The organism is Leisingera sp. CC-HEC093, from assembly GCF_059429195.1.
In genome coordinates this window covers 65,680-90,091 of sequence record NZ_JCAIJR010000005.1, presented here as the reverse complement: position 1 = coordinate 90,091, position 24,412 = coordinate 65,680, and the positions used below count along the sequence as shown (strand labels likewise).

Below are 24,412 nucleotides of genomic sequence, written 5' to 3'. Positions count from 1 at the left end.
ACCCGCATTACAGGACGCTCGTTTACCGGTGGTACTGTGCAAAAGGCTGGCCGCCCAACTGGGTGATTGCCACCGGTGTCTGATAGAGCAAGCTCAACCGTTCCGCAGTGGCCGCCTCTGCCACCGGCCCTTGAAAGGCCACCTTCCCGTCCCGCAGCGCCACCACGTGATCGGACCAGCTGATCGCATAATTCAGATCATGCACCACGATCACGATGCCCTTACCCTGCGCCTCTGCCAATTGCCGCAACTGCGCCATCAGGTTGCGGGCGTGTTGCAGGTCGAGGTTGTTCAACGGCTCATCCAGCAACAGCCAGTCGGTGTCCTGAGCATAGGCCATGGCGATGAAAGCCCGCTGCCGCTGGCCGCCCGACAGCTCATCCAGAAACCGCTGCTGCAGATCGCCCAGATCAAACAGCTCCACCGCCCCGGCAATGGCCGCATGATCCTCAGGCCCCAGCCGCCCCGCACTGTGCGGCCAGCGGCCAAAGCCAATCAGGTCGCGCACCCGGACCCGGCTGGCAACGCTCAGATGCTGCGCTACCACGGCCATCTTGCGGGCCAGTTCCGCAGGGGTTGCCTGCGCCAGATCCATCCCGTCCATGCGGATGCTGCCGTCCGCGGCGGTCAGCTGCCGTGCGATCAGCTTCAGCAGCGTTGATTTGCCCGCGCCATTGGGACCGATCAGCGCCGTCACCCGGCCCGCTGGGATGTCAACACTGACGTCCTGCAGAATGGGATTTGCCGCGGGACCATAGGTGAGGTCAGAGACTTGGATCACCGAATTTTTCCTTTCACCAGCAAGAACAGAAACAACAGGCCGCCGCAGAACTCAATGACAACGGCCAGGGTGGATTGCAGGTGCAGCAGCCGTTCAAAAACGGTTTGGCCCGCCACCAGGATCAGCGCGCCGATGAGCGCCGCGGCGGGCAGCAGCAGTGCGTGGCGGTGGCTTTGCATCAGGCTGTGTGCGAGGCTGGTGACCAGCAGGCCAAGAAAGGCCAGCGGCCCCACCAGCGCGGTTGCCACAGACACCAGCGCCGCAATCAGGCACAGCACCCGCAGCTGCAACCCGTCATAACTCACGCCAAGGCTGCGCGCCGGGGTGCGCCCCAGCGCGGCCACATCCAGCACGCGGTGATTGCGCACCAGCCACAAGGCCGCCAGCGCCATCAGCCCCAGCCCCGCCAGCAGAGCAGAGCGGTCAATGCCGCTGAACTGGGCGAACATCCGCGCCTCGACCATGGTGAATTCCGAGGGCTCCATCAGCCGCTGCAAAAAGGCGGTGAGGGTACGGAACATCACCCCCAGCACCACGCCGGCCAGCACCATCAGCTGGATATCGTGGCGGGTGCGGCTGAGCAGGCTGGTGAACAACAGCAGCGCCGCTCCCAGCATCACCGCGGTCTCCAGCGCAAAGCCCGGCAGGCCGCTGATCCGGCTGGCGCCCGCAGCCCCCAACCCCGCCACCAGCCCGGTCTGCAGCAGCAAAAACAGCGCATCAAACCCCATGATCGAGGGCGTCAGGATACGGTTCTGGCTGATGGTCTGAAACAGCACTGTTGCCACCCCGGCTGAGGCGCCGACTGCCAGCAGGGCCGCCAGCTTGACCAGCCGCAGCTCCAGAATATAGGCAATCGGGCCGCGCAGGCCCCAGAACAGGAACAGCGCCGCCGCCGCGGCCAGCAGCGCGCTTAAGGCGATCAACCGCCGGTCAGCCATCGGCCCGCCGCCCGAGCAGAAGGTACAGGAAAACGGCAGCCCCAAAGATACCAAAGACGGTGCCCGCCGGGATCTCATAGGGGTAGCGCAGCAGCCGGCCCAGAATATCGCAGATTAGCAGCAGCCCGGCCCCGGCGGCGGCCACCACCGGCAGGCTTTCGCGCAGGTTGTCGCCCATCAGGCGCGAAACCAGATTGGGCACCACCAGCCCGATGAAGGGCAGCATCCCCACCGTCACGATCACCAGGGACGACACCAGCGACACGGTGATAATGCCGAACCCCAGCACCTGACCGTAGCGCAGGCCCAGATTCAGGCTGACATCCCGGCCCAGCCCGGCAATGGTGAACTGATCGGCGGCAAAGTAACTGAGCAGCGCCAGCCCGCCCGCCAGCCAAAGCAGCTCATACCGGCCCGCCAGAATGCCAGAGAACTCGCCGCTCATCCAAACGCCAAGGTATTGCAGCAACCCGCCCTCGATGGCGATGAAGGTGGCGACAGCCATCAGCAGGCCGCCATAGACCAGCCCGGACAATGGGATCAGCAGCACCTGATGCGGCGGGATGCGGCGGGCCAGCAGCATGAAGACACCGGTGCCCGCCAGCGCCGCACCGGCGGCTGCCAGCATCTTAACCAGAATGGGCGCGCCCGGTGCCAGCAGCGTCACCGCCAGCAGCCCCAGCATCGCCGCCTCGCTGGTGCCTGTGGTGCCGGGTTCGACAAACTTGTTGCGCACCAAGAGCTGCATAATCACACCCGCCACCGCCATCGCCGCACCGGTCAGCAGCACCGCGGCGGTGCGCGGGATGCGGCTGACGGCCAGCACCTTCAGCGCCTGCGGATCGCTCAGCAGCGTACTGAACGAGAGCGGCCCGGCCCCCACAAGCAGGCTGACCACGGCCAGCGGCACCAAAAGCGCCGCCGCCAGCAGCAGCCAGCGGCGCGGCGCAGCCGCAGCGGGGGCGGCCAGATCAGCCACCGGCTTTAACGCCCTGCGCAAACCCGGCTTTGATTTCTTCCAGCGTGGCGCTCATCGACTGGATGCCGCCGCCCGCCACATAGATACTGGCCGGGTTCAGATAGATCACTTGGCCCCGCGACCAGGCCTTGGTGCCCGCCACCAGCGCGTTGTCCAGCGTCACCTCTGCCGCCTGATTTCCCTGCCCCAGCGCCACGGCCCGGTCCACGACGATCAGCCAGTCGGGATCGGCGGCGGCAATGAACTCAAACGAGACCGCCTCGCCATGGGTCTGCGCATCCAGATCCGGCACCGCCTCCGGCAGCTCCAGCGCCTGATGCAGCCAGCCGAACCGCGACTGCGCCCCATAGGCCGACACCCGCGGCCCGTTGGTCATCACGATCAGCGCATCGCCGCGCCCCTTCACCGCCGCTTTTGCCGCTGCCAGGCTGGCCGCAAACGCCGCCTCCAGCTCTGCCGCCTGTGCTTCGCGCCCTGTCATGCGGCCATACTCGCGCAGCCGCATCACCGCCTGCTTTGCCAGATCGGTGCCCCAAATCGTCATGTCGACGGCCGGGGCAATCTCCGAGAGCGGCTCAACTTGGGTCGACGACCGCCCGCCCGCAACGATCAGGTCCGGCGCCAGCATGGCAATCGCCTCGAAATCCGGCTCAAACAGCGTGCCGGCAGATTCTGCACTCTCCTGCAGATCGTCCAGATAGCTCACGAACATCTTCGCAGGCACCCCCACGGGCTGCACCCCAAGGGCATCCAGCGTATCCGCCGCGGCCACGTCCAGAACCACGATTCTTTCTGGGTTTTCAGGCAGCTCGACACCGCCCCGCGCTGTCTCAACCGTCACGCCTTGGGCTGCCGCAGCACCCGCCAGGGCGAAAAAAACCGGCGCCGCCAGTTGCAAAACCTTCCAATGTGCCATTTCCTGTCCTCTGATGAGATGGAATTCGGCTGGCTTTGAAGGCTTGCAGAAAATCAAGGGGGGCTTACCGGCACATGCTGCAAAAGTCCAGACGCGCCATTCGGCTGCCTCTGCGGCAGCCCGCAGATACAGCCGCCCTGCGAAGGCGCACAAATCACCGTCCTGCCTGCAGAAAACCTCTTGATGCAGCAGACCCCCGATTGTAAGGAGGCGGCCACCGCACGGTCCTGCACCTGATAAGGCTTCGAACCGAACCGTCAGCTTTGCACCTCCCAGCCCCCTCGAACTCTGGACAGAAAGGCCCCGCGATGCCGCACCGGCTCCCCCTCTCCGATTTCCCGAAACGCCCGGCACAGGCGCAATGCCGATGAGCAGCGGCGCTGAGACATACGAGAGCCTCTATGGCCTGGATGCCTGGGGCGGCGGCATGCTGGAGGTCACCCCGGACGGCGCAGTCGCACTGCGGCTGCCGCAGGACCCGGACGCCAAGCCGACCCCGCTGCCGGAGGTGATCGCCGCGATCGAGGCGCGCGGCATCTCCGCCCCGGTGGTGCTGCGGGTGCACCAGTTCCTGGAACAGTCCCTGAACCAGCTGCATGACGCCTTCAACGGCGCGATTGAGGCCGCGGGCTACAAGGGCCAGTACCGCGGCGTGTTCCCGATCAAGGTGAACCAGCAGGCCGAGGTGATCGGCCATCTGATGGCCGCGGGCCAGAAATTCAATTACGGGCTGGAGGCCGGCTCCAAGCCAGAGCTGATGATTGCCCTGTCGCAGCCCCTGCCCGAAGATGCGCTGCTGATCTGCAACGGCTCCAAGGATGAGGCCTTCATCCGGCTGGCGATCCTGTCGCGCAAGCTGGGCCACAACACGGTGATCGTGATCGAAACGCTGGACGAATTCGACATCGTCCGCCGGGTGGCCGAGGATCTGGGCATCCGCCCGCTGCTGGGTGTGCGGGTCAAGCTGACCGAACGCGTCACCGGCAAATGGCAGGAAAGCTCCGGCGACCGTTCCACCTTCGGCCTCGGCGCGCATGATCTGGTGACCCTGATGGACCGTCTGCGCGACAGCGGCTTCCTCGATTGCCTGGTGCTGCAGCACAGCCACCTGGGCAGCCAGGTACCCAATATCTTCGACATCCGCCGCGCCGCGGACGAGGCCTGCCGGTTTTTTGTGGAACTCACCCGCATGGGCGCGCCGCTGACCCATATGGACCTCGGCGGCGGCCTGGGCGTTGACTACACCGGCGCGCGCCGCCCGGACGACAACTCAGTCAACTACACCGTCAACGAATACTGCACCAATATCGTCGAAACCATCCGCTACGCGCTGGATGAGGCAGGCCTGCCCCACCCCACTATCGTCACCGAAAGCGGCCGCTTCGTGGTGGCGCATTCCTCGATCTTCATCTTCGAGGTGCTGGGCGCCACGCTGTACGATGCGCCGCAAAAGCCGGAAGTGCAGCCCGATGACCACCATCTGGTCTCCGACCTGATGGCGGTGGAGGCCTATATCGGCGCGCCGCGCTTCCAGGAGGCGCTGAACGACGCGATCTATTACCGGGATGAGCTGCGGGCGCTGTTCCGCCGCGGCCAGATCGGGCTGGCGCAGCTGTCGCGTGCCGAACAGACGTTCCTGTATCTGGCCGGCCTGTTCAAGGCCGCCGCGCGCGCGGATGAGAGCCTGGCCGAAGCCGCCAGCGCGCTCGGCGCCTTTACCGACCACTACCAGGGCAACTTCTCGCTGTTCCAGTCGCTGCCGGATGTCTGGGCGATCGACCAGCTGCACCCGATGATGCCGCTGCAGCGCCTGAACGAACTTCCCTCCCGCAATGCGATGATCACCGACATCACCTGCGACAGCGACGGCAAGCTGGATCACTTCATCCTTGCCGACGGCACGTCCAATGCGCTGCCGGTCCACGACCTGCGCGAGGATGAGCATTACCTGATCGGCGTGTTCTTTGTCGGCGCCTACCAGGAAACCCTCGGCGACTTGCACAACCTGTTTGGCGATGCCAACGTGGTCACCATCTCTCTGGACGGCCAGGGCGGCTTTGATATCGAGCACGAGACCGAGGCCGATACCATCGCCGAAGTGCTGTCCTATGTCGAATACGACCCGCGCCAGTGCCTGGAGACCTTCCGCAAGCGGGTGGAACGCGCCGTGAAGGCAGGCAGGGTCAACGCCGCGGAGCGCCGCCAGATGATTGCCGCCTACAAGGACAGCCTCGCGGGCAGCACCTATTTCGACTGAAGCCGCCCCCCGGAAGACACCCCAGGGGCACATCGGAACACCGGGGCCTCGGCCCCTTCTGCAAAGGAAAATACACATGGAAAAGGTTCTGGTTGTTGGCGCCGGCGGCGTCGGATCCGTATCGATCACCAAGATGGCCATGCACCCGGAGATCTTTAAGGAGATCACCCTGGCCAGCCGCACGGTCTCCAAATGCGAGGAGATCGCCGCCAACGTCAAGGAACGCACCGGCGTCACCATCCGCACCGCCCAGCTGGACGCGATGAATGTCGCCGACACCGTGGCGCTGATCAAGGAAACCGGTGCCGAGCTGCTGGTGAACCTCGCACTGCCCTATCAGGATCTGGTGCTGATGGACGCCTGCCTTGAGGCCGGCATTCACTACCTCGACACCGCCAACTATGAGCCCGAGGACGAAGCCAAGTTCGAATACAAATGGCAGTGGGCCTATCAGGAGCGCTTCAAGGAAGCGGGCCTGACCGCGATCCTGGGCGCCGGTTTCGATCCGGGCGTCACCTCGATCATGGCAACCTGGGTGCGCAAGCACAAGCTGGAGGGCATCCGCCTGATCGACGTGCTGGACTGCAACGGCGGCGACAACAGCAAGCCGTTTGCCACCAACTTCAACCCGGAAATCAACATCCGCGAAGTCACCGCCCCGGCGCGCCACTGGGAAAACGGCGCCTGGATCGAATCCCCGGCGATGACCCATAAGTACGAGTTCGACTTCCCCGCCGTGGGCAAAAAGAACATGTACCTGATGTATCACGAGGAACTGGAGTCGATGTCGACCCACTTCCCCGAGATCGAGCGCGCCCGCTTCTGGATGACCTTCGGCGACGCCTACATCAACCACGTCACCGTGCTGCAGAACATCGGCATGACCAGCATCGAGCCGGTGATCCACAACGGCCAAGAAATCATCCCGCTGCAATTCCTGAAAACCGTGCTGCCGGACCCTTCGGAACTGGGTGAACTGACCAAGGGCAAGACCTGCATCGGCGACATCATCACCGGCCCGGCCAAGGACGGCGGCGCAGAGAAGACCTATTACATCTACAACATCTGCGACCACGAGGAATGCTACGCCGAGGTCGGCAGCCAGGCGGTGGCCTATACCACCGGCGTGCCGGCCATGATCGGCGCCGCGATGGTGATGAACGGCACCTGGCGCGAGCCGGGTGTGTGGAACACCGAACAGCTGGACCCGGATGTCTTCATGGACATGCTGAATACCGACGGCCTGCCCTGGCAGGTGGTCGAACTGGACGGCCACCCGGAGTTCTGATCTCCATCTGACACCGGCTGCGGGCATCCTTTGCCCGCGGCTGACCAAGCGGGCTGGTTTCTTCAGAAGCCGGCCCTTTCCGTTCCCGCCGCAACGAAAGACCCCGCCATGGATATCAAAGCGCTCTCCACCGAAAGCTTTGCCCGCTTCGACCTGCACCGCGTGCCGTCGCCCTGTTTTGTGGTGGATGAGGTGGCGGTCGAGCGCAACCTGACGATCCTGAAACAGGTGGCGGATGCCTCTGGCGCCAACGTCCTGCTGGCGCTCAAGGCGTTTTCGATGTTTGCCGTGGCCCCCTTGGTACGGCGCTACCTCTCCGGCACCTGCGCCTCCGGCCTCTATGAGGCGCGGCTGGCGCGCGAGGAATTCGGCGGCGAGGTGACCACCTATTCGGCCGGCTTCAAGGCGGACGACCTGCCGGAGATCATCCGTCTGTCGGATCACCTGATTTTCAATTCCCCCGCCCAGCACCGCCGCTTTGCGCCGCTGATCGCAGAGGCCCGCGCGGGTGGCGAAACCATCTCGATCGGCCTGCGCGTGAACCCCGAGCATTCCGAAGGCTGGAACGAGAAATACGACCCCACCGCCCCCTGCTCGCGCCTCGGCACGCCGGTGTCGCAGCTGAGCGATCAGGACTGGGAAGGCGTCGAGGGCCTGCATATGCACACGCTCTGCGAACAGCTGTTCGAACCGCTGCAGCGCACCTTCGCCGCACTGGAAGAGAAGATGGGTAACCACCTCAAGCAGCTGAAATGGATCAACCTCGGCGGCGGCCATCACATCACCATGCCGGACTACAACCGCGACGGGCTGATCGCCCTGATCCGCCACATCCGCGAAACCTACGATGTCGAGGTTTTCATCGAACCGGGTGAGGCTGTGGCGCTGCATTCCGGCATCCTGGTGGGCGAGATCCTGGACGTGGCCGAAAACGCCATGCCGCTGGCGATCACCGATATCTCCGCCACCTGCCACATGCCCGACGTGATCGAGGCCCCCTACCGCCCCGACCTATTGGGCGAAGTCTCAGACGTGCCGCCGCACCGGCTGGGCGGGCCGTCCTGCCTGGCGGGCGATGTGATCGGCGACTACGGCTTTGCCGCGCCGCCGCAGCCCGGCGACCGCATCGCCTTTCTCGACCAGTCGCATTACTCGATGGTCAAGACCAACACCTTCAACGGCGTTCCCCTGCCCGCGATTGCGCTGTGGAACTCCGAAACCGACGCGCTGCAGATCCTGCGCACCCCCTCCTATGACGATTTCAAGGACCGCCTGTCATGACCTACTTCCTCGAAGGTGAACTGAGTGCCGCCGAACGCGATCCCGCCACCGCCCGCTTCCGGGTGATCCCGGTTCCGCTGGAGCGCACCGTCTCCTACGGCGGCGGCACCGAAGGCGGCCCGGAGGCCATCCTTGAAGCCAGCGTCGAGCTGGAGCGCCTCTATCGCGACAGCGAACCCTGCGCCGCCGGCATCGTGACCGAAGAGGCCGTCGATTGCACCGGCCCCCTGCCCGAGGTGATGGAGCGTATCGCCGCCCGCACCGAAACCGCGGTGGCCGCAGGCGCGGTGCCGGTGACGCTGGGCGGCGAGCACGCGCTCAGCTATGGCGCGGTGCGCGGTGTCGCCCGCGCGCTGGGGCGCCCGGTCGGCATCGTCCAGATCGACGCCCACGCCGACCTGCGCAAGGCCTATCAGGACGAACGCCACTCCCACGCCTCGGTGATGCAGCTGCTGGCTGAGGAAGACGGAATCCCCATCGCCCAGTACGGCGTCCGCGCCATGAGCCAGGAGGAAGTCGACCGCCGCACCGCCTGCAACGTGATCTCCATCGACGCAGAGGAGCTGGTCACTGGCAACATCCAGTCCGTCACCCTGCCCGCGGATTTCCCGCAGGACGTCTATGTCAGCTTTGACGTCGACGGGCTTGACCCCGCGATCCTGCCCGCTACCGGCACCCCGGTTCCCGGAGGCCTTGGCTATTATCAGGCGCTGAACATCGTGCGCTCTGCGCTGGCGGGCCGCAATCTGGCAGGTTGCGACGTGGTGGAGCTGGCCCCAAACGAGGACAGCCGGGTGTCGGAATTCACCACCGCCCAGATCACCTATGCGCTGATGTCCTTCGCATCCGCCACGTAACGCACCGGCGGCCGGGGGCCATGTGTTTCCGGCCGCATCCCTTGCGCGGCAAAACTGCAACAGCGCATAGCAAACTAAATTACTCAACAATACATCCTTGCGCCCGGCGCAATCCCTCCCTATCAGGCCCAAGCCTTTGAAAAGGCAAGCCAGGTTTAACCCAAGCTAACAGCTCCAAGAACACGGGTTAATCATGGCACGAACTTCCAGCATCCGCCTGTCCGGGCTGCTCTGCAGCACCGCGCTTTCCCTCATCACCGCCTCCGCCGCCCTGGCAGAGGACGACGAGGTCCTGTCGCTCGACCCGATCGTGGTCAAACAGCGCGACCCAATCGGCAATGCCGCCGACCGCGCCACCTCGATCTATGTGGCCGACGCCGAGATCGAACGCGCTGCCATGGGCGACCTCAAGGACCTGTTTGCCGGCATCGCCTCGGTCTCCGTCGGCGGCGCCATACCGGTCGCGCAGAAGATCTTCGTCAACGGCGTCGATATGCTGCAACTCGCAATTCAAGTGGACGGCGTCAGCCAAAACAACCGTATCTTCCACCATGTCAGCGCCAATGCATTCGATCCCGGCCTGATGAAGTCGGTGCGCGTCGATCCCGGCGTGGCCCCCGCTGACGCCGGCCCCCGCGCGCTGGCGGGCCGGGTGGTGATGGAAACCATCGACGCCGAAGACATTATCGAAGACGGCGAAACCTTCGGCGGCCGGTCCCGCCTGTCCTATTCCAGTAACGGCGGCACCGCCCAAGGCTCGCTGACGCTGGCGGGCCGCAGCAACGGCTTTGAAATCCTCGGTTACGCCAAACGCGCCACCGGCGACAGCTTTGAAGACGGCGACGGAAATGAAGTGCCGGGTTCTTCCGCCAACCTGACCGCCAGCCTTTTGAAATTCGCCCACGAGAGCGACCAAGGGGACCGGATTGAGCTGTCTCTGCAGCAGGTTGAAGACAACGCGCTCCGCAACTTCCAGCCGAACTCCGGCAACACCAGCCGTGGGCAATTCGAGTACAACACCAAGCGCCGCATTGCCGCGCTGAGTTATGAAAGCGGGAACGAAACCGGGCTCTGGGATCCCACCGCAAGGCTCGGTTTCTCTGACATCAGCGTGGACCGCCCCCTCGATCCCTGGGGCGACTCCACACACAGCACGGCGCAAACCTATTCGCTGACACTGCAGAATGATTTCCACCTGTCCGACAGCAACACCATCACCGCCGGTGTCGACTATCAGGTCCGCGAAACCTCCGTGAACGCGTCCTGGACCAACGGCAAAACCGGCGAGGAAAGCAAGAACGTCGGCCTCTTCGCCCAGGCCCGGTTGGAACCCACAGACCGGCTCAGCGTCTCGGCCGGCCTGCGCTATGACTGGCAGGATTTCACCGGACAGGACTTTGCCCAAAGCGGCAACGCCTTCACCAATGACGTCTCGGGCGCAAGCGGCAACCTGTCGGTAGTCTATGACGTGACCGATTCGCTGTCACTGCGGGCAGGTTATTCCAATGTCTTCGGCGGTTACGATTTGGAGGACAACTTCCTGTTCTTCCGGCCTTGGGATTACACGGACATCCGCTCGTCCCGCGCCCAAAACGTCGTCGTCGGGGCGGACTGGCAGCGCGGCAATTGGACTCTGGGCGGCGAGCTGTTCAAGACCAGCATTGACGACGCCCGCAGCGTTTCCCGGGCCGGGATTGTTTCCGGTGAGAATTTCGAAAGCAAGGGCTTCAACGTCGCCGCCACCTACGGCTGGAACAGCGGTTTTGCACGGTTCACGTTCAGCAAAAGCGAAAACTATCTGAATGGGGAAATCGCTTCTGCGCCAAATCTTGTCGACTATGGCGCACCCTTGGGTGAAATTCTGGCGCTTGAAGTGCAACAGGAAATTCCAAGCCTGAACTTACTGGTCGGCGGCAGTATCGACGCTGCACTGGGGTATGATAGCGGGGCCAACGATCTGCCTCCCGGGTGGCTTCCGCCTGTTGCTATGGACTCCTATGAAGTGCTGAACCTCTTCGCAGAGTATACCCCCCCTGCATACAACAACGTCAGCATCCGCGCTGAAGTGAAGAACGTATTTGATAAGACATATGCCGACCGTGCCACTTGGGGAGCCGATAACGGTGAGATTCAAACACTGAATGAACCCGGCCGGACATTCTCTGTTGTAGCCACCGTCAAGTTCTAACCAACCCGCGGCAGCGCCTGTCCCGGCGCTGCCGCTCGGGCATCATGTTTCGGCAGATTTCCGCGGAAAACCGCAAACCTCAGTAAAATAGTCGGAAATCCCTTTTCCCGCTCCGCCGAACAGGTTAAACAGGCGGCGTGAACGTCACTTCACATCCGGCGCCCAGCTCTTTGCCAGCGCCGCTCCGCAGCCAGCTATCCCGCTAGTTCTTGTCGAAATCTGACCCGGCCCGCTTGCTGGCCCGGCACTGCGCCGGGACCGTTCTCGCGGACCGGCTACGGGACCCGTTTGCACCATGCACACTGCCTCTTTCCCCTCCCTTCCGGGAGGCCCGCGATGAGCTTTCAGCCCCCATTCCACCCCGGCCCCTGCGCCGCCGCTGCGGCGCAAACCGCCTCGCTGCAGGCGTTGCTCAACACCTATCTGCGCGAAATGGCCCCCGGCAGCGCTATCCTCACCGGCAGCCGCGATGCAGTTGAACTGCCGCTCAGCCACATTCCCGCCCGGCTGCGGGTCAAAATCGCCTACTTCTCCGAGACCGGCCCGCACCGTTTTGGCCAGGCGCAAATCCTCTTCGACGGCTCCAGCACTTGGCAAGCCGCGCCGCCAGTGCAGGTCCTCACCTTGATCGCCCAGGACTGTTTTGCACGGTTGAACAGCCGCGACACAGCAAAGCTGCCGGAATTCCTGCGCGCGCTCTTCAACAGCAATGGAGAGATCGAAAACATCCTGCGCTGCCACGCGGACGCGGATGAGCCGGACAGCTTCCTGACAGCGGAGCAGGCGCTCAGCTATGGACATTGGCAGCACCCCACACCCAAAAGCCGCGACGGGCTGCCGCTTTGGCAACAGTCGGCTTATGCACCTGAATACTCGGGGCAATTCCGCCTCACCTTCTTTGCCGCAGACGAAAGCCTCGTGTCGCAAGGTGCGGCACAGGGCGCGGCCAGCGACCTGATCCGGCAGATCCCCGGCCTGGACGGCGCCTTCCGGCTGCGGTCCGATGAGGTGCTGATCCCCGCCCACCCGCTGCAGGCGCAGATGCTGCGGCTGGACCCGGACGTGCAGGTGCTGCTGGCCTCCGGCCGCCTGCGCGATTTGGGTGAGGGCGGCTGCGAATTTGCCGCCACCTCCTCTGTGCGCACACTCTATGCGCCCGGCTGCCCCTGGATGCTGAAATTCTCAATCCCGGTGCGGCTGACCAACTCCCTGCGCGTGACCAAACACAATGAACTGGAAACCGGCGTCTCCATGGCCCGGCTGCTGCACCACCTGAACGCGGACAGCCTCAACCCGCGCTTCCGCATCCTCAACGACCCGGCCTTTCTGACCCTGTCCCTGCCGGGCCGCCGTGAAAGCGGGTTTGAGGTGATCTTGCGCGAAAATCCCTTCATGGGTTCCGCAGGCAAGGGCATCTACAACCTCGCCGCCCTCACCGCCGACCCGCTGCCGGGCCGCAGCGCCCTCTTGGCCAGTCTTATTCAGCGGCTGGCGTCAGAGCGCGGCGAAGCCCCCAGCGACACCGCCCGCCTTTGGTTCGACGCCTATCTTACCTGCATGCTCGACCCGGTGCTGCAGCTTTATGACTGCCACGGCATCGCCTTGGAGGCGCACCAGCAGAACAGCCTCCTGGACCTCAGCACCGGCTTGCCGTCCCGCGGCTACTACCGCGACAACCAGGGCTATTTCATCGCCCAGGACGCATTGCCCCGCCTCAGCGCGCTGGAGCCGCCGCTGGCAGACCAGCCCGCACTGGTCTACCCCCGCGCGCATATCAATGAGCGGCTGGCCTATTACCTGGTGGTCAACCAGATCTTCGCGGTGATCCGCCGCCTGGGCTGCGACGGTTTGGTGCCGGAGCCCGCGTTGCTGCTGCAGCTGCGCCGCCGCCTGACCGCTGCCGCCAGCCGCCTCAGCGGCGCCGGGGCAGAGTTCGCCCAGTATCTGCTGGCCGCGCCTGCGCTCACCGCCAAGGCCAACCTGCTGACCCGCGCCCGCAACGTGGATGAGCTGGAAACCGAAGCGCAAGAGGGGCTGTTCCTGCAAATGCCAAATCCTATCGCCGCGGTGCAGCCGCAGCCTATGCAGGATCGTACCGATGTCCCTGCATGAGAGCTTGAGCCGCACCACCTCCGCCCCTCGCGTGCTGCGCCAGCTGTGCGAGGCGCTGCTCAGCGAAGGCTGGGCCGCATCGCTTGAATTGGATCGCAGCCGGACCGTCAGCTGGTCCCTGCGCGGGACGCAGTTCCGCGCCCGCGGCCGCCGTGGTGCTTTCGGCCGCTACCGTCTGCAGGAGGGCAGCATCGAAGTCCAGGACGGCAGCACCTGGCGCCCCGCCTCAACCGCAGACGTGCTGGCAGCGGTCGCAGACCCCTCGCCCGCGCTGGAGATCCTGCGCGCCGACCTCAGCCACACCGAACACCTCAGCAACCTCACTGCACGGCACATCCCCGCGGCAGCACGGCGGCACCGCCTGAGCATTTCCGCGCTGGAAACCGCCCTGCACGAAGGTCACCCCTATCACCCTTGCTTCAAGGCCCGCAGCGGGTTTTCCGACGCTGACCACTTGTCTTACGGGCCGGAGGGCGGCGAAACCTTCCGCCTGACCGGCGTGCTGTTCCGTTATGACCTGGTGCAGCAGGTGCTGCCCTGTAAAGACTTCTGGCAACGGGAGCTGGGCACCGCCGAATGGCATCGCATCACCGCACTGGCGGAAGAACAGGGCGCACCGCTCAGCACCCACCGCCTGCTGCCTCTGCACCCCTGGCAGCACGCCAATCTGCAGGACGATCCGCTGTTCACCACCTGGCGCGAGGCCGGCCAGCTGGCAGAAATCGGCCCCATCGGCGAGGTTTACCGCGCAACTCAGTCAGTCCGCACTCTAATGAACGCCGGAACCCCCGCCCGCGCCCATGTGAAAACCGCAATGGCGATGCGCAATACGTCCTCCTTGCGCACTCTCGCGCCGGAATCGGTCGCCGTCGCGCCCGCGATCTCCTGCTGGCTGGCGGATGTGCTGGACAGCGACCCCCTGTTCACCAGCCGCTACCCGCTCACCATCCTGCCGGAATACGCCGCCATCACCGCGGGCCGCGGCACCGCGCTGGACGGGCATCTGGCCGCGATCTGGCGGCAAAGCCCAGAGTCGCTTGGCCTGCCCGCAGACAGCATGATGCCCTTCAACGGCCTCGCCTTGACGGAACCCGACGGCACCCCCCTGATCACCCCCTGGATCGAGGCGCATGGGCTGGACGCCTGGCTCGCCCAGCTGATCGAGGTTGCCGTGCTGCCAATCTGGCACCTCATGGCCGCCCACGGCATCGGGCTGGAGGCGCATGGCCAGAACCTGATCCTGCACCACGAAAACGGCTGGCCAACTGGTCTGATTGCGCGCGATTTCCACGAAAGCCTGGAATACGTGCAGGACCTGCTGTCGCGACCCGATCTCTGCCCGGACCTTGCGCAGATCGATCCAGCCTACCAGGACGCGCCGCTGGACCAATTCCACCGCATGTCCACTGCTGAGGAATTGCGCTGGCTGGTGATGGACACGCTGTTTGTCTTCAACCTCGCTGACGTCTCCGACCTTCTGCAACGCCACTACGGCCTGCCGGAAACCGTCTTCTGGCGCCGGGTGCGCAACCGGCTGGACCGCTACGCGGCTGAGCACGGGATGCAGGACCGTCAGGCGGCCTTCGCGCCCTTCACCCCGCAAATCCGTGCCGAAAGCCTGATCACCCGCAAGATTGACCCTGACGCCCCGCTGCACGGCCACCTGATCGCCAATGCCCTGGCCACCGAGAAAGGATGACTGCCTTGTTTGTTCTGAACGACACCCCAATCGACCCCTCTCAGCTCGCCGCGCGGCTGGACCGCGTCCTGATTGATCCCGCCACCCGCCGCTACGGCCTGCACATGCAGAACGCTGGCGCCGCGCTCTCGGCACTTTTGTACCTGCGCGCGCAAAATGCCGGCGTCTTCCCGATCCACCCCGGCATCCCGCCGGAGACCGCCCGCGATATGGCGCAGGCCGCGGGCTGCGATGTGATGCTCAGCGACGGTCTGAAACAGACCGCGCTGCAGCAATCCGGGGACACGCCGCGCGGCGGCGTGCTGGTGCAGATGAGCTCCGGCACCACAGGTGCGGCCAAGGTGATCACCCGCACATGGGCTGAAATCGCGGCAGAGGTCGAAAGCTACGCCGCCTTCTTCACCGCCAGCACCGCGATGACACCGGTCATCGCCTGCCCTGTCACCCATTCCTACGGGCTTATTGCCGGCGTTTTCGTGGCACTGCACCGCGGCCATGTGCCGGTCGTGCTCGACAGCCTGAACCCGAAATACATCCTGCGCCGCCTGCGCGAAACGGATCAACCGCTGCTCTACACGTCGCCTGCGATGCTGCACACGCTGGCGCGCCTCCTGCCCGCGGACCAGCGGCTCTACGCTGCCAACACCTCCGGCACCGTGCTGCCAGAGGCCTGGTTCCAGCTGATCCGCGCCCGAACCACCTATCTGTTCCAGCAGTACGGCTGCTCCGAGGCCGGATGCGTCGCCATCAACCAGGATCTGCAGAACCCCTATGACGTCGGCCAGCCGCTGCCCCATGTTGTTCTGACAGCAGGCCAAAGCGGCACCCCGGAGGCCGTGCGAATCACCATTGCGGGACAGACGGTCGACACCGGCGACCTCGGCCACCTGAACGGCAGCGGAATGCTGGTCTTCACCGCCCGCGCAGACGACATGATCAACGTGGCGGGCCTCAACGTCTATCCGCAGGACGTCGAAAAGGCAGTAATGGCCCTGCCCGGTGTCTCCGATGCAGTTGCCTTCCGCCTCACCGACCCGCATTCCGGCGCCCGTGCCGGCCTGCTCTACTCAGGCACGGCAACCGAAGACGCCATCCGCCAGGCCTGCCGCAGCACACTGGCGGACTACCAGCAGCCCGCCTTGATCAAACACTTGCCCGCCCTGCCCCGCCAGGCCAACGGCAAGATCAGCCGCCGCGAAATCTCGGCCCAGTACGCACAGGAGGCGGTTCCCGCATGACTTACGACAGTATTCTCGAGGCCGTCCGCCGGACACTGGCCGGACCGCTCGCCAACCCGCATATGCAGAATTTCTCCGCGCAGGCGGTGTTGAACGACGACCTGCACATCGACTCGGTGGTCCTCATAAACCTGATGCTGCATCTGGAAACGGACCACGGCATCGAAATGCCTGAACGCGAGCTGTCCAAGGATGACTTCGCCACCGTCGACGGACTGATCCGCATGCTGCTGGGTGAGGCTCCCGAACCCGCCGCAGACACCGCCCCCGCCCCCAGCGAAATCACCGTGCATTGCTTCGTCAGCTGCCTCTGCGCCGCGATCCGCCGCCACGAACACCTGAACTTCCGCCCCTTCTACTTCGGCACCTGGGACAGCAGCTTTGCGGTGACCCCGGCGATGCAGCTCGCCTACCACAGCGAGGAAATCACCCAGGATCATTTCGCGGCTTGGGTCGAGCGGCTCTACAATATCCCGGTGCGCGAATGGTACGACCACACCAAGACCAAGGAAGCGAACCTCATCCGCTTCGAGCAGCTCCTCTCGACCAAATCCGACGACGAGCAACTGGTGGTGTTCCTCGACATGTTCCACCTGCCGGAGCGCGAGAATAAGTACAATCAGAACCCCTTCCCGCATTACGTCATCATCGAGCTGACCCACGACCCTGACCTCTGGCACCTTCACGACCCGGACTACCGCTGGCGCGGCGACCTGCCGCGCGAGACCATCCTGAACGCCATGGCGCAGCCCACCGTCGCGGGTGGATACATCCTGAACAGCGGCAACGCCCAGGCACCGCAGCCACAGGATCTGGCCGCTTATTTCACCGAGACCTTCCGCGCGGACGGCAACCTGCTGACCTCCGCCCTGCGGGGGATCTTTGAATACCACTGCGACCCTGCCCGCCCGCTGGCACTGGCGGACCTGGGCCGCGCGGTGCGGGAAATGCCGGTGCTCTCCCTGCGCAAATACGCCTATGAGCACGCCTTCGCCTTCTTCTGGCAGGAGCTGGACACCGCGTTTGAACCCTTCGACGCCGAATGCGACCGGGTCGAGGCACTCTGCGAAGGCTTCCGCAGCCTGCACTTCCTCGCCGCCCGCATCGCCCATACAGGCGACCGCGCCATGATCCCCGACCTGTTCGCGGCGCTGGATGCGCTGGACCAGCTCGAATTCACCATCAAGGCGGCGCTGCACACCCAGTTTGACATCTGGTGCGCCGCCAACCTGCCAGCCCAGCCCAGTTTTCCGGCCAGCTCCCAACTGGACGACACCCAGCCGCAGGAGGTACCGGCATGAAAATCTCGCTTTGCACCATTTCCTTCCGCCACCAGCTGATCGGGCTCAAGGACATCGCCTTCTGGGCCCGCGACAACGGCTTTCAGGGCATCGAGCTGTGGGGGGTCCACGCCCGCAACCAGTCACCTCTGGCCATTCACAATGCGCAATGGATGGCCGCGCAGGGCCTGTCGGTGCCGATGATCAGCGACTACCTGCCGCTGCATGACCCCGATCTGCTGCGGACCCGCACCCTGGCGCTCTGCACCCAGGCCCGCACCTGGGGCGCCGCCAAGATGCGCACCTTCGCAGGCCAGCAGTCCAGCGCCGCCGCCACGCCTGACGAGCGCCGCCAGACCATCCGCGCCCTGCGCGAAGCCTGCATCATCGCCGACGACCACGGGCTGCGGCTGCTGGTAGAGACCCACCCCGGCACCCTCGCCGATACGCTGGCCGCCACCTGCGACCTGATTGACGCCACCGGCCACGACGCGCTCGCCATCAATTTCGACGCGCTGCACGTCTGGGAAGGCGGCGACGACCCGGTGGAGGCCCGCCGAATTCTCTTGCCCCGCATCGCGCATTACCACCTGAAAAACGTCTCCGCCCGCGACCGTTTGGACGTCTTTGCCCCCGGCAACGTCTACAGCGCCGCCGGCAGCCGCGACGGCATGGTGCCACTGTTCGAAGGCGCCTATGACTACAGCACCCTGCTGGCCGCCATGGCCGGGGACCCGATGTGCGAGGCCTCGCTGGAGTGGTTCGGAGATGCGGTGTTCCAGACCCTGAAAAGCGATATTGATCAGATCCGCACCCGAACCCGGCAGGACATTCCCGAGACCGCCGAAGCGGTCTGAAACAGCCTCTCCTGCCCAACATGAATACCCGGTGCGCCCAGTCCGGTGCACCGGAGTTTGTGAAATAGCATCTTGCGGTATATATTAGCGGTACCCAGACGGAGCATACGCCATGACCGCCACCGCCAAACGCAAGACCTCCCTGACGCTGGACGCCGGCGCGTTGGACCACGCCAAGACGCTCGGGATCAACGTCTCAGCCGTGGCAGAGGCAGCATTGCTTCAGGCCGTCTGCGAGGCACGGCGCAAGCAATGGCTGGAAGAAAACGCCAGCGCCTTTGCCGCACAATCCGACTGGCACGAACAGCACGGCCACCCGCTGGCGGACATCATGACCGCACCAGGGGCATCCTCGTGGAAACCCTGACCCGTTTCGACGTCGCGGAGTACAACGGCGTTTCAATGGTTGTTGTGGAAAGCGACCTGCTGCCGCCCGATCCCTCCGTCGTTGTCATCCCGCTGCTGGTAAACTACCCAGCCGTGACGCACCTGAACCCGGAAATCACCCACAACGGCCAGCGCCTGGTGCTGGCGACCCGGCTGATCGCGGCGGTGCGCCGCGCCAGCCTGCGCCGCACCGGCTCTGTTGCAGATCAGGGCGACCTGATCACCCGCGCGGTGGATGTGCTGATGGCGGGCGTCTAGCCCTTACACCGCCTCCGGCACCCGCTCCGCCGTACCGGCCTGACGCTGCCACAGCCCGGCATAAACACCCCGTCGCGCCAACAGCTCCGCGTGGCTGCCGTCCTCGGCGATTTCACCTTCCTGCAGCACCACAATCCGGTCCATCTGCGCAATCGTCGACAGCCGGTGGGCGATCGCAATCACCGTCTTGCCCTGCATCACGTCCAGCAGAGTTTTCTGGATCGCCTCCTCCACCGCGCTGTCGAGTGCCGAGGTCGCCTCATCCAGAATCAGGACCGGCGCGTTCTTCAGCACCACCCGCGCAATCGCGATCCGCTGCCGCTGGCCGCCCGACAGCGCCACGCCGCGTTCGCCAACATGAGCGTCATAGCCTGTCCGCCCCTCATGGTCGCGCAAGCCCATGATGAACTCATGCGCCTCCGCCCGCTTGGCGGCGGCAATCATCTCCGCCTCGGTCGCGCCGGGATTGCCGTACATGATATTGGCCCGCACCGAGCGGTGGATCAGCGAGGTGTTCTGCGTCACCACCCCGATCCGGCTGCGCAGGCTCTCCTGCGTCACGCCGCGGATGTCCTGCCCGTCGATCAGGATGCGCCCGCCCTCCGGGTCGCGGAACCGCAGCAGCAGGTTGATCAAAGTCGATTTCCCAGCCCCCGACGGACCGGCAATGCCGACCCGCTGACCCGCGGGGATATGCAAGTCAATGCCATTCACCCCGCCTTGGGTGTTGCCGTAATGATGCCGCAGCCCCTCGACCCGCACCTCGGCACTGTGCACCTCCAGCGGCTTTGCCTCCGGCGCATCCGTTACCTCATGTTCCGCCGACAGGGACCGCAGCCCCTCACGGATCACCCCCATGTTCTCAAACAGCCGGATCGTCACCCACAGGATCCAGCCGCTCATGCCGTTCAGCCGGATCGTCAGGGCTGAGGCCGCCGCCACCTCGCCGACGCTCACGTGGCCATGCATCCACAGCCAGATCGCAGGCGCCACCACGATCAGGATCAGCACGCCATTAATGGCAATGCTGCCGAACGCCAGCCGCGTCATCATCCGCAGGAACCGCTGGTACCGCGTCCGCAGCCGCCGCAGTGCCGACAGCGCATAGGCCTGCTCCTGCCCGTCGCGGGCAAACAGCTTCACCGTCTCGATATTGCCATAGGCATCGACAATCCGCCCGGTCGCGGCGGACCGCGCATCGGACCATTTCTCAGCCGTCGCCGCTACATTCAGCGCGGTGTGCCGCACATAAAGCGCATAAAGACCCACCCAGGCCACCAAGGGCACCGCCAGCCGCCAGTCGATCTGCGACAGCACCACCACCGCGCCGATCATATAGGTGACGGCAAACAGCACCGCCTCGAACAGCATATGCACGCTGTCCTGCACCGCAGGCCCCATCTGCATCACCCGGTTGCTCAGCCGCCCGGCGAAATCGTTCTGAAAGAACCCCGCCGACTGCCCCAAGAGATGCCTATGCGCCTGCCAGCGGACCTGCTCCTGCAGGTTCGACGACAGCGTCTGCTCCAGCAGCAGATGGTTCAGCCCCACCAGCGACGGCCGCAGGATCAGTACACAAAACAGCGCCAGCAGCATCTCCCGGCCATGTTGCGCCCAGAACGCCCCTGCGCCGGTTCCGGCCATCAGATCGACCACCCGGCCGGAATAGAAGATCAGCCCGCTCTCCATCAGCGCGGTCAGAACGCCGGTGGCAAACATCAAGGGCAGCCATTTGCGGTAGGGCGCCAGCTGCTGCGCCAGATAGGCCCGCAAGGCGGGCCGCGGCGGCGCCTGATGCGCAGGCGCAAATGGATCGACAAGGTTTTCAAAAGCCCGGAACATTTTGGAGGCCTCTCAAGGATTTTCATGGAACCGCTTGAGATGTGGGTCGCCGTATCCGCCCGGCCCTTGGCCCCTGGTTCAGAGACTTACTTGGGCAAGGGCGCGGATCCTGCCTGCACCGCAGCGTGGCCCTTGTAGGCGCCCATGCCCCGCTTGTCAGCAGCGAAAATCGCGCCGCGCTGGTAAAACAGCCATCGGATTTCCGCTTGCGGCACGCCCCCGGCGCGCTATTGTGCCGCAATCTGAGTAAAAGACTAAGGATTGTATCATGCTCACCGACCAGGGCCGGTTCGAAACCCCGAACGCCTCCAAATACCTGCAGCAGCTGTGCAAGCACTTCGCCCACAAGGTGGCCGTGGAACACGACGACGCGCGCGGCACCGTGGCACTGGGAATGGGGCCTGCCACCCTGCACGCCGCCGATGGCGTCCTCACCGCCGAGGTTACCGCGCCGGACGCGGCAGACCTGGCCGAGGCGCGCGATATCATCGACCGCCACCTCGCCCGCTTCGCCTTCCGCGAGGAATTCGAGGCGATGACCTGGCAGTCCGCCGCTGCCTGATCCCTAAATCTTGACAAAACGGGTTGGTTTTCCTACCCGTGCCCCCGCGTTTCCCCGGGACGCATCCAGCAAGGCACTCCCCGTTCCCTCAGGGGCCGCCCAGCCATTTCCGAAAAACTGACGCCGCTGCCCTTGCAGCGCCTCTGGCTGGAGACCGGTCCATGACCCTTCGTTTACCCGCGGCCGCGGCTGCCTTTCTGCTCATGGCCCCCTTTGCCGCAGCGCAGGACACCCCGGCAGCTCCAATTCCTGCCATCACCGCAGACACACCCGCCGCCGCCGAAACAGCGCCAGAGCCGTCAACCCCTGTTACTCCGGCCCCTGCTCTTCCCGCAGATGCAGAAATCCCGGCCGCGGACGCAGCAGCCCCCCCTGCCCCGCAGCCCGTGGCTGAACAGCCCGAACTGACGCAGATGGCCAATGATGCCTATGCCAAGGCATTGAAGTTCCTGCGCGACGGCGGCCCCTCGATCTGGGCCATTGCCGCGCTGTCAATCATCACCCTGGCGCTGATTCTGTGGAAAATCTGGCGGCTGGCCCTTATCGGCGCCTGGTCCCGCGGCAAGGCCGCCGATGCCGTCGCGGCCTATGAACGCGGCGACCGCACCGCCGCACTTGCCATCGTGAAAAACCGCATCGGCGTGCGCTCCAAGGTCGTGACCGCAGCCCTCAACGCCACCGCCGCCCTGCCAGAGGACCGCGCCCGCGAAGAAACCGCGCGGGTCGCCAAACTGCATCTGGCCAGTGCCGCCACCGGCCTCGGCGCGCTGGAGCTGATCGCCACCATCGCGCCCCTCCTGGGCCTTCTCGGCACTGTTCTGGGCATGATCGCCGCCTTCCAGGCGCTGCAGGCCGCAGGCTCCAAGGCCGACCCGGCCCTGCTGGCCGGCGGCATCTGGGAGGCGCTCCTGACCACCGCCGCCGGCATGGCGGTCGCCATCCCCGCCTCCGCCGCGCTGACCTGGTTCGAGGCCGTGATCAGCCGCATCCGCCGCGACCTGGAGGACAGCGCCACCCGAATCTTCGTCGCCTCCCGGCCCGACCAGCTGGCGCTGGCCGCAGAGTAACCCCATGCAGCTCGCCCCCGCACCGCGCCCCCGGCGCAAACCCAGCCTGACGCCGATGATCGACGTGGTGTTCCTGTTGCTGGTGTTCTTCATGCTGGCCTCGCGCTTTGGCATGGACACCGTTCTGCAGCTGCCGCTGGCCGGACAGGGCGGCACCTATGACGGCCCGCCCCGGCTGATCGGCGTCGGCCCCGGCAACCTCGATGTGAATGGCGTGCCGGTGGCGGACAGCAACCTGGCCCAGGCGCTGGCCCCCCTGATGAAGACCCCAGCCGACATGCTGATTCTCAGGGGGCGCGACGGCGCCAGCCTGCAGCGCATCACCGACGTGACCGCGCTGCTGCGGCAGGCGGGTCTCAGCAACGTTGTTCTGGTGGAGTGAGGGAATACCCATGGACCTGACAGATCCCCCCCGCCGCCCCCGCGCCGAATCCATCGTGCCGATGATCAACGTGGTGTTCCTGCTCTTGATCTTCTTTCTGATGACCTCCCGGCTGGCCCAGCCCGACCCCTTCGACGTGACCCCGCCCGATGCCGCCTCCGAAACCGCGCCAGAGGCCGACCCCGTGCTCTATATCGACGCCGCGGGACGGATGCATTTCGACGGGGCCGAGGGCGAGGCCGCCCTCACCCGCCTCGCCGCCGCCAGTGCAGGCAGCCCCAACGTCCAACTGCGCGCCGACGCCCGGCTGGAGGCCAAAACGCTGGCCCGGATCCTGCGCCAGCTGGCAGAGGCCGGTCTTTCCAGCGCCGAACTGGTGGTGCGCCAGCCATGAAACGCGCCGCTGAATTCACCGTCTTTGCGGGCCTTGCAGGCCTCATTCACATCGCGCTCTTTGCCAGCGCACCGGAAAGCGGCGCCCAGTCCAGCGGCGCGGGCGGTGATGCTCTGGTTTCGATCCAGCCCGCCAGCGCCGAGGTCGCCCGCATGGCAGAGGCCTGGCAGAAACCGCCCGAAACCACCCCGCAGATCGACATGCCGAACACCGAACCGCTGCCGCAGGCCAAGGCCCCGGCGCTGCCGCAGATCGAGCTGGCCCAGGCGCCCCGCGCCGCGGTACTGGCCCCGCTCGCCAAACCTGCAGCCGCCCGTCCGGTACAGGCGGACACCGCCCCGCCACCGCCACCGAAACCGCGCAGGCCGGAACCGGAGCCAGAGCGAAAACCGGAACCGCAGGCCAAGCCGCAGCAGACACCGCCGCCCAAGGCGAACTCTACCCGCAACGCCGCTGGACAGGCAGGCCAGCGCGCCGCGGGTGCAGGCGGCGGCGCAGAGGCCGGACAGGCAGGCGGCGCCCGGACCGCCACCGCCAATCCGGGCCGCGAAGCCAAGCTGCGCAATGTCTGGGGCAACAAGATCCGCGCCCGCATCGAGCGGCGCAAGCGCTACCCCTCCGGCGCCCGCGGTCAGGCTCAGGTGGTGCTGCGCCTCACCGTCGCCCGCGACGGGCGGCTGCTGGATCACAGGATCGCCAAATCTTCTGGGATTGCCGCCTTCGACCAGGCCGCCCTCGCCGCCGTCGCCCGGGCCGGCCGGTTTCCCGCCGCCCCCAAACAGCTTGAGGCCAGCCGGATCAGGCTCAACCTGCCGATCAGCTTCACCCGCTAAGCAGGCCTGCCGC

22 protein-coding genes are annotated in these 24,412 nt (G+C 65.4%); 17 read left to right on the top strand and 5 right to left on the bottom strand.

The genetic code is table 11. The features are described from left to right. Nucleotides 1-22: 22 nt before the first annotated feature. From AC5STB_RS22200 to AC5STB_RS22185, 4 genes are read right to left on the bottom strand one after another with little or no spacing between them, the layout of a single operon-like run. Entirely contained in the window at nt 23-781 is a 759-nt protein-coding gene (locus AC5STB_RS22200) for an iron ABC transporter ATP-binding protein (RefSeq protein ID WP_495445041.1), read from the bottom strand. Then, nucleotides 778-1,722, bottom strand: a complete 945-nt coding sequence (locus AC5STB_RS22195) for an iron chelate uptake ABC transporter family permease subunit (protein WP_495445040.1) — start codon at nt 1,720-1,722, stop codon at nt 778-780. The genes AC5STB_RS22200 and AC5STB_RS22195 overlap by 4 nt, the downstream gene beginning before the upstream one ends. Then, nucleotides 1,715-2,701, bottom strand: a complete 987-nt coding sequence (locus AC5STB_RS22190; RefSeq protein WP_495445039.1) for an ABC transporter permease — start codon at nt 2,699-2,701, stop codon at nt 1,715-1,717. The genes AC5STB_RS22195 and AC5STB_RS22190 overlap by 8 nt, the downstream gene beginning before the upstream one ends. After that, complete coding sequence (locus AC5STB_RS22185; RefSeq protein ID WP_495445038.1) at nt 2,694-3,617, bottom strand: siderophore ABC transporter substrate-binding protein; 924 nt, start codon at nt 3,615-3,617, stop codon at nt 2,694-2,696. The genes AC5STB_RS22190 and AC5STB_RS22185 overlap by 8 nt, the downstream gene beginning before the upstream one ends. Nucleotides 3,618-3,984: 367 nt before the next feature. On the opposite strand from AC5STB_RS22185, the gene speA reads away from it, so the two are divergent. From speA to AC5STB_RS22125, 12 genes are all read left to right on the top strand, one after another. After that, the gene (gene speA / locus AC5STB_RS22180; RefSeq protein ID WP_495445037.1) at nt 3,985-5,874 is read left to right on the top strand and encodes a biosynthetic arginine decarboxylase; all 1,890 of its coding nucleotides are present in this window, start codon (nt 3,985-3,987) and stop codon (nt 5,872-5,874) included. Nucleotides 5,875-5,950: 76 nt separating this feature from the next. Then, a complete protein-coding gene (locus AC5STB_RS22175; protein ID WP_495445036.1) occupies nt 5,951-7,162 on the top strand; it encodes a saccharopine dehydrogenase family protein in 1,212 nt (403 codons plus the stop codon). A gap of 108 nt (nt 7,163-7,270) precedes the next feature. Beyond that, entirely contained in the window at nt 7,271-8,443 is a 1,173-nt protein-coding gene (nspC, locus tag AC5STB_RS22170; protein ID WP_495445035.1) for a carboxynorspermidine decarboxylase, read from the top strand. Further along, on the top strand, nt 8,440-9,300 hold the full coding sequence (speB, locus tag AC5STB_RS22165) for an agmatinase (RefSeq protein WP_495445034.1): 861 nt from the start codon (nt 8,440-8,442) through the stop codon (nt 9,298-9,300). The genes nspC and speB overlap by 4 nt, the downstream gene beginning before the upstream one ends. Before the next feature lie 193 nt (nt 9,301-9,493). Then, nucleotides 9,494-11,488 (top strand): TonB-dependent receptor plug domain-containing protein, encoded by a 1,995-nt coding sequence (locus tag AC5STB_RS22160; protein ID WP_495445033.1) that lies wholly within the window; start codon nt 9,494-9,496, stop codon nt 11,486-11,488. 336 nt (nt 11,489-11,824) lie between these two features. Beyond that, nucleotides 11,825-13,600, top strand: a complete 1,776-nt coding sequence (locus AC5STB_RS22155; protein WP_495445032.1) for an IucA/IucC family protein — start codon at nt 11,825-11,827, stop codon at nt 13,598-13,600. Next, a complete protein-coding gene (locus AC5STB_RS22150; protein ID WP_495445031.1) occupies nt 13,587-15,299 on the top strand; it encodes an IucA/IucC family protein in 1,713 nt (570 codons plus the stop codon). Before AC5STB_RS22155 ends, AC5STB_RS22150 begins: the two co-directional genes overlap by 14 nt. Next, nucleotides 15,296-16,537, top strand: a complete 1,242-nt coding sequence (locus AC5STB_RS22145; protein WP_495445030.1) for an AMP-binding protein — start codon at nt 15,296-15,298, stop codon at nt 16,535-16,537. Before AC5STB_RS22150 ends, AC5STB_RS22145 begins: the two co-directional genes overlap by 4 nt. After that, on the top strand, nt 16,534-17,838 hold the full coding sequence (locus tag AC5STB_RS22140; RefSeq protein ID WP_495445029.1) for a DUF6005 family protein: 1,305 nt from the start codon (nt 16,534-16,536) through the stop codon (nt 17,836-17,838). Before AC5STB_RS22145 ends, AC5STB_RS22140 begins: the two co-directional genes overlap by 4 nt. Continuing rightward, on the top strand, nt 17,835-18,674 hold the full coding sequence (locus AC5STB_RS22135; RefSeq protein ID WP_495445028.1) for a sugar phosphate isomerase/epimerase family protein: 840 nt from the start codon (nt 17,835-17,837) through the stop codon (nt 18,672-18,674). The genes AC5STB_RS22140 and AC5STB_RS22135 overlap by 4 nt, the downstream gene beginning before the upstream one ends. Nucleotides 18,675-18,786: 112 nt before the next feature. After that, nucleotides 18,787-19,041, top strand: a complete 255-nt coding sequence (locus tag AC5STB_RS22130; protein WP_495445027.1) for a type II toxin-antitoxin system CcdA family antitoxin — start codon at nt 18,787-18,789, stop codon at nt 19,039-19,041. Beyond that, nucleotides 19,029-19,319, top strand: a complete 291-nt coding sequence (locus tag AC5STB_RS22125; RefSeq protein ID WP_495445026.1) for a CcdB family protein — start codon at nt 19,029-19,031, stop codon at nt 19,317-19,319. Before AC5STB_RS22130 ends, AC5STB_RS22125 begins: the two co-directional genes overlap by 13 nt. 3 nt (nt 19,320-19,322) lie before the next feature. On the opposite strand, the gene AC5STB_RS22120 is transcribed toward AC5STB_RS22125, so the two are convergent. Further along, nucleotides 19,323-21,161 carry an ABC transporter ATP-binding protein gene (locus AC5STB_RS22120; RefSeq protein WP_495445025.1) on the bottom strand — a complete coding sequence of 613 codons (1,839 nt, stop codon included), beginning with the start codon at nt 21,159-21,161 and terminating at the stop codon, nt 19,323-19,325. Between the two features lie 268 nt (nt 21,162-21,429). On the opposite strand from AC5STB_RS22120, the gene AC5STB_RS22115 reads away from it, so the two are divergent. The 5 genes from AC5STB_RS22115 to AC5STB_RS22095 all read left to right on the top strand — a co-directional run bounded on the left by AC5STB_RS22115 (nt 21,430) and on the right by AC5STB_RS22095 (nt 24,399). Next, entirely contained in the window at nt 21,430-21,723 is a 294-nt protein-coding gene (locus AC5STB_RS22115) for a DUF2218 domain-containing protein (RefSeq protein WP_495445024.1), read from the top strand. 161 nt (nt 21,724-21,884) lie between these two features. Further along, the gene (locus tag AC5STB_RS22110) at nt 21,885-22,790 is read left to right on the top strand and encodes a MotA/TolQ/ExbB proton channel family protein (protein WP_495445023.1); all 906 of its coding nucleotides are present in this window, start codon (nt 21,885-21,887) and stop codon (nt 22,788-22,790) included. A gap of 4 nt (nt 22,791-22,794) precedes the next feature. Further along, entirely contained in the window at nt 22,795-23,172 is a 378-nt protein-coding gene (locus tag AC5STB_RS22105) for an ExbD/TolR family protein (RefSeq protein WP_495445022.1), read from the top strand. 10 nt (nt 23,173-23,182) lie between these two features. Next, nucleotides 23,183-23,566: an ExbD/TolR family protein gene (locus tag AC5STB_RS22100; RefSeq protein WP_495445021.1), complete on the top strand. Its 384-nt coding sequence runs from the start codon at nt 23,183-23,185 to the stop codon at nt 23,564-23,566. After that, a complete protein-coding gene (locus AC5STB_RS22095) occupies nt 23,563-24,399 on the top strand; it encodes a TonB family protein (protein WP_495445020.1) in 837 nt (278 codons plus the stop codon). The genes AC5STB_RS22100 and AC5STB_RS22095 overlap by 4 nt, the downstream gene beginning before the upstream one ends. Nucleotides 24,400-24,412: the final 13 nt, after the last annotated feature.

What these genes read in the sequence shown, in the direction of transcription:
- nspC (WP_495445035.1), top strand. Translation starts at nt 7,271, where the DNA reads ATGGATATCAAAGCGCTCTCCACCGAAAGCTTTGCCCGCTTCGACCTG.
- AC5STB_RS22120 (WP_495445025.1), bottom strand. Translation starts at nt 21,161, where the DNA reads ATGTTCCGGGCTTTTGAAAACCTTGTCGATCCATTTGCGCCTGCGCAT.
- AC5STB_RS22160 (WP_495445033.1), top strand. Translation starts at nt 9,494, where the DNA reads ATGGCACGAACTTCCAGCATCCGCCTGTCCGGGCTGCTCTGCAGCACC.
- AC5STB_RS22135 (WP_495445028.1), top strand. Translation starts at nt 17,835, where the DNA reads ATGAAAATCTCGCTTTGCACCATTTCCTTCCGCCACCAGCTGATCGGG.
- AC5STB_RS22150 (WP_495445031.1), top strand. Translation starts at nt 13,587, where the DNA reads ATGTCCCTGCATGAGAGCTTGAGCCGCACCACCTCCGCCCCTCGCGTG.
- AC5STB_RS22195 (WP_495445040.1), bottom strand. Translation starts at nt 1,722, where the DNA reads ATGGCTGACCGGCGGTTGATCGCCTTAAGCGCGCTGCTGGCCGCGGCG.
- AC5STB_RS22100 (WP_495445021.1), top strand. Translation starts at nt 23,183, where the DNA reads ATGGACCTGACAGATCCCCCCCGCCGCCCCCGCGCCGAATCCATCGTG.
- AC5STB_RS22140 (WP_495445029.1), top strand. Translation starts at nt 16,534, where the DNA reads ATGACTTACGACAGTATTCTCGAGGCCGTCCGCCGGACACTGGCCGGA.
- AC5STB_RS22105 (WP_495445022.1), top strand. Translation starts at nt 22,795, where the DNA reads ATGCAGCTCGCCCCCGCACCGCGCCCCCGGCGCAAACCCAGCCTGACG.
- AC5STB_RS22110 (WP_495445023.1), top strand. Translation starts at nt 21,885, where the DNA reads ATGACCCTTCGTTTACCCGCGGCCGCGGCTGCCTTTCTGCTCATGGCC.
- speA (WP_495445037.1), top strand. Translation starts at nt 3,985, where the DNA reads ATGAGCAGCGGCGCTGAGACATACGAGAGCCTCTATGGCCTGGATGCC.
- AC5STB_RS22155 (WP_495445032.1), top strand. Translation starts at nt 11,825, where the DNA reads ATGAGCTTTCAGCCCCCATTCCACCCCGGCCCCTGCGCCGCCGCTGCG.
- AC5STB_RS22185 (WP_495445038.1), bottom strand. Translation starts at nt 3,617, where the DNA reads ATGGCACATTGGAAGGTTTTGCAACTGGCGGCGCCGGTTTTTTTCGCC.
- AC5STB_RS22175 (WP_495445036.1), top strand. Translation starts at nt 5,951, where the DNA reads ATGGAAAAGGTTCTGGTTGTTGGCGCCGGCGGCGTCGGATCCGTATCG.
- AC5STB_RS22095 (WP_495445020.1), top strand. Translation starts at nt 23,563, where the DNA reads ATGAAACGCGCCGCTGAATTCACCGTCTTTGCGGGCCTTGCAGGCCTC.
- speB (WP_495445034.1), top strand. Translation starts at nt 8,440, where the DNA reads ATGACCTACTTCCTCGAAGGTGAACTGAGTGCCGCCGAACGCGATCCC.
- AC5STB_RS22145 (WP_495445030.1), top strand. Translation starts at nt 15,296, where the DNA reads ATGACTGCCTTGTTTGTTCTGAACGACACCCCAATCGACCCCTCTCAG.
- AC5STB_RS22130 (WP_495445027.1), top strand. Translation starts at nt 18,787, where the DNA reads ATGACCGCCACCGCCAAACGCAAGACCTCCCTGACGCTGGACGCCGGC.
- AC5STB_RS22115 (WP_495445024.1), top strand. Translation starts at nt 21,430, where the DNA reads ATGCTCACCGACCAGGGCCGGTTCGAAACCCCGAACGCCTCCAAATAC.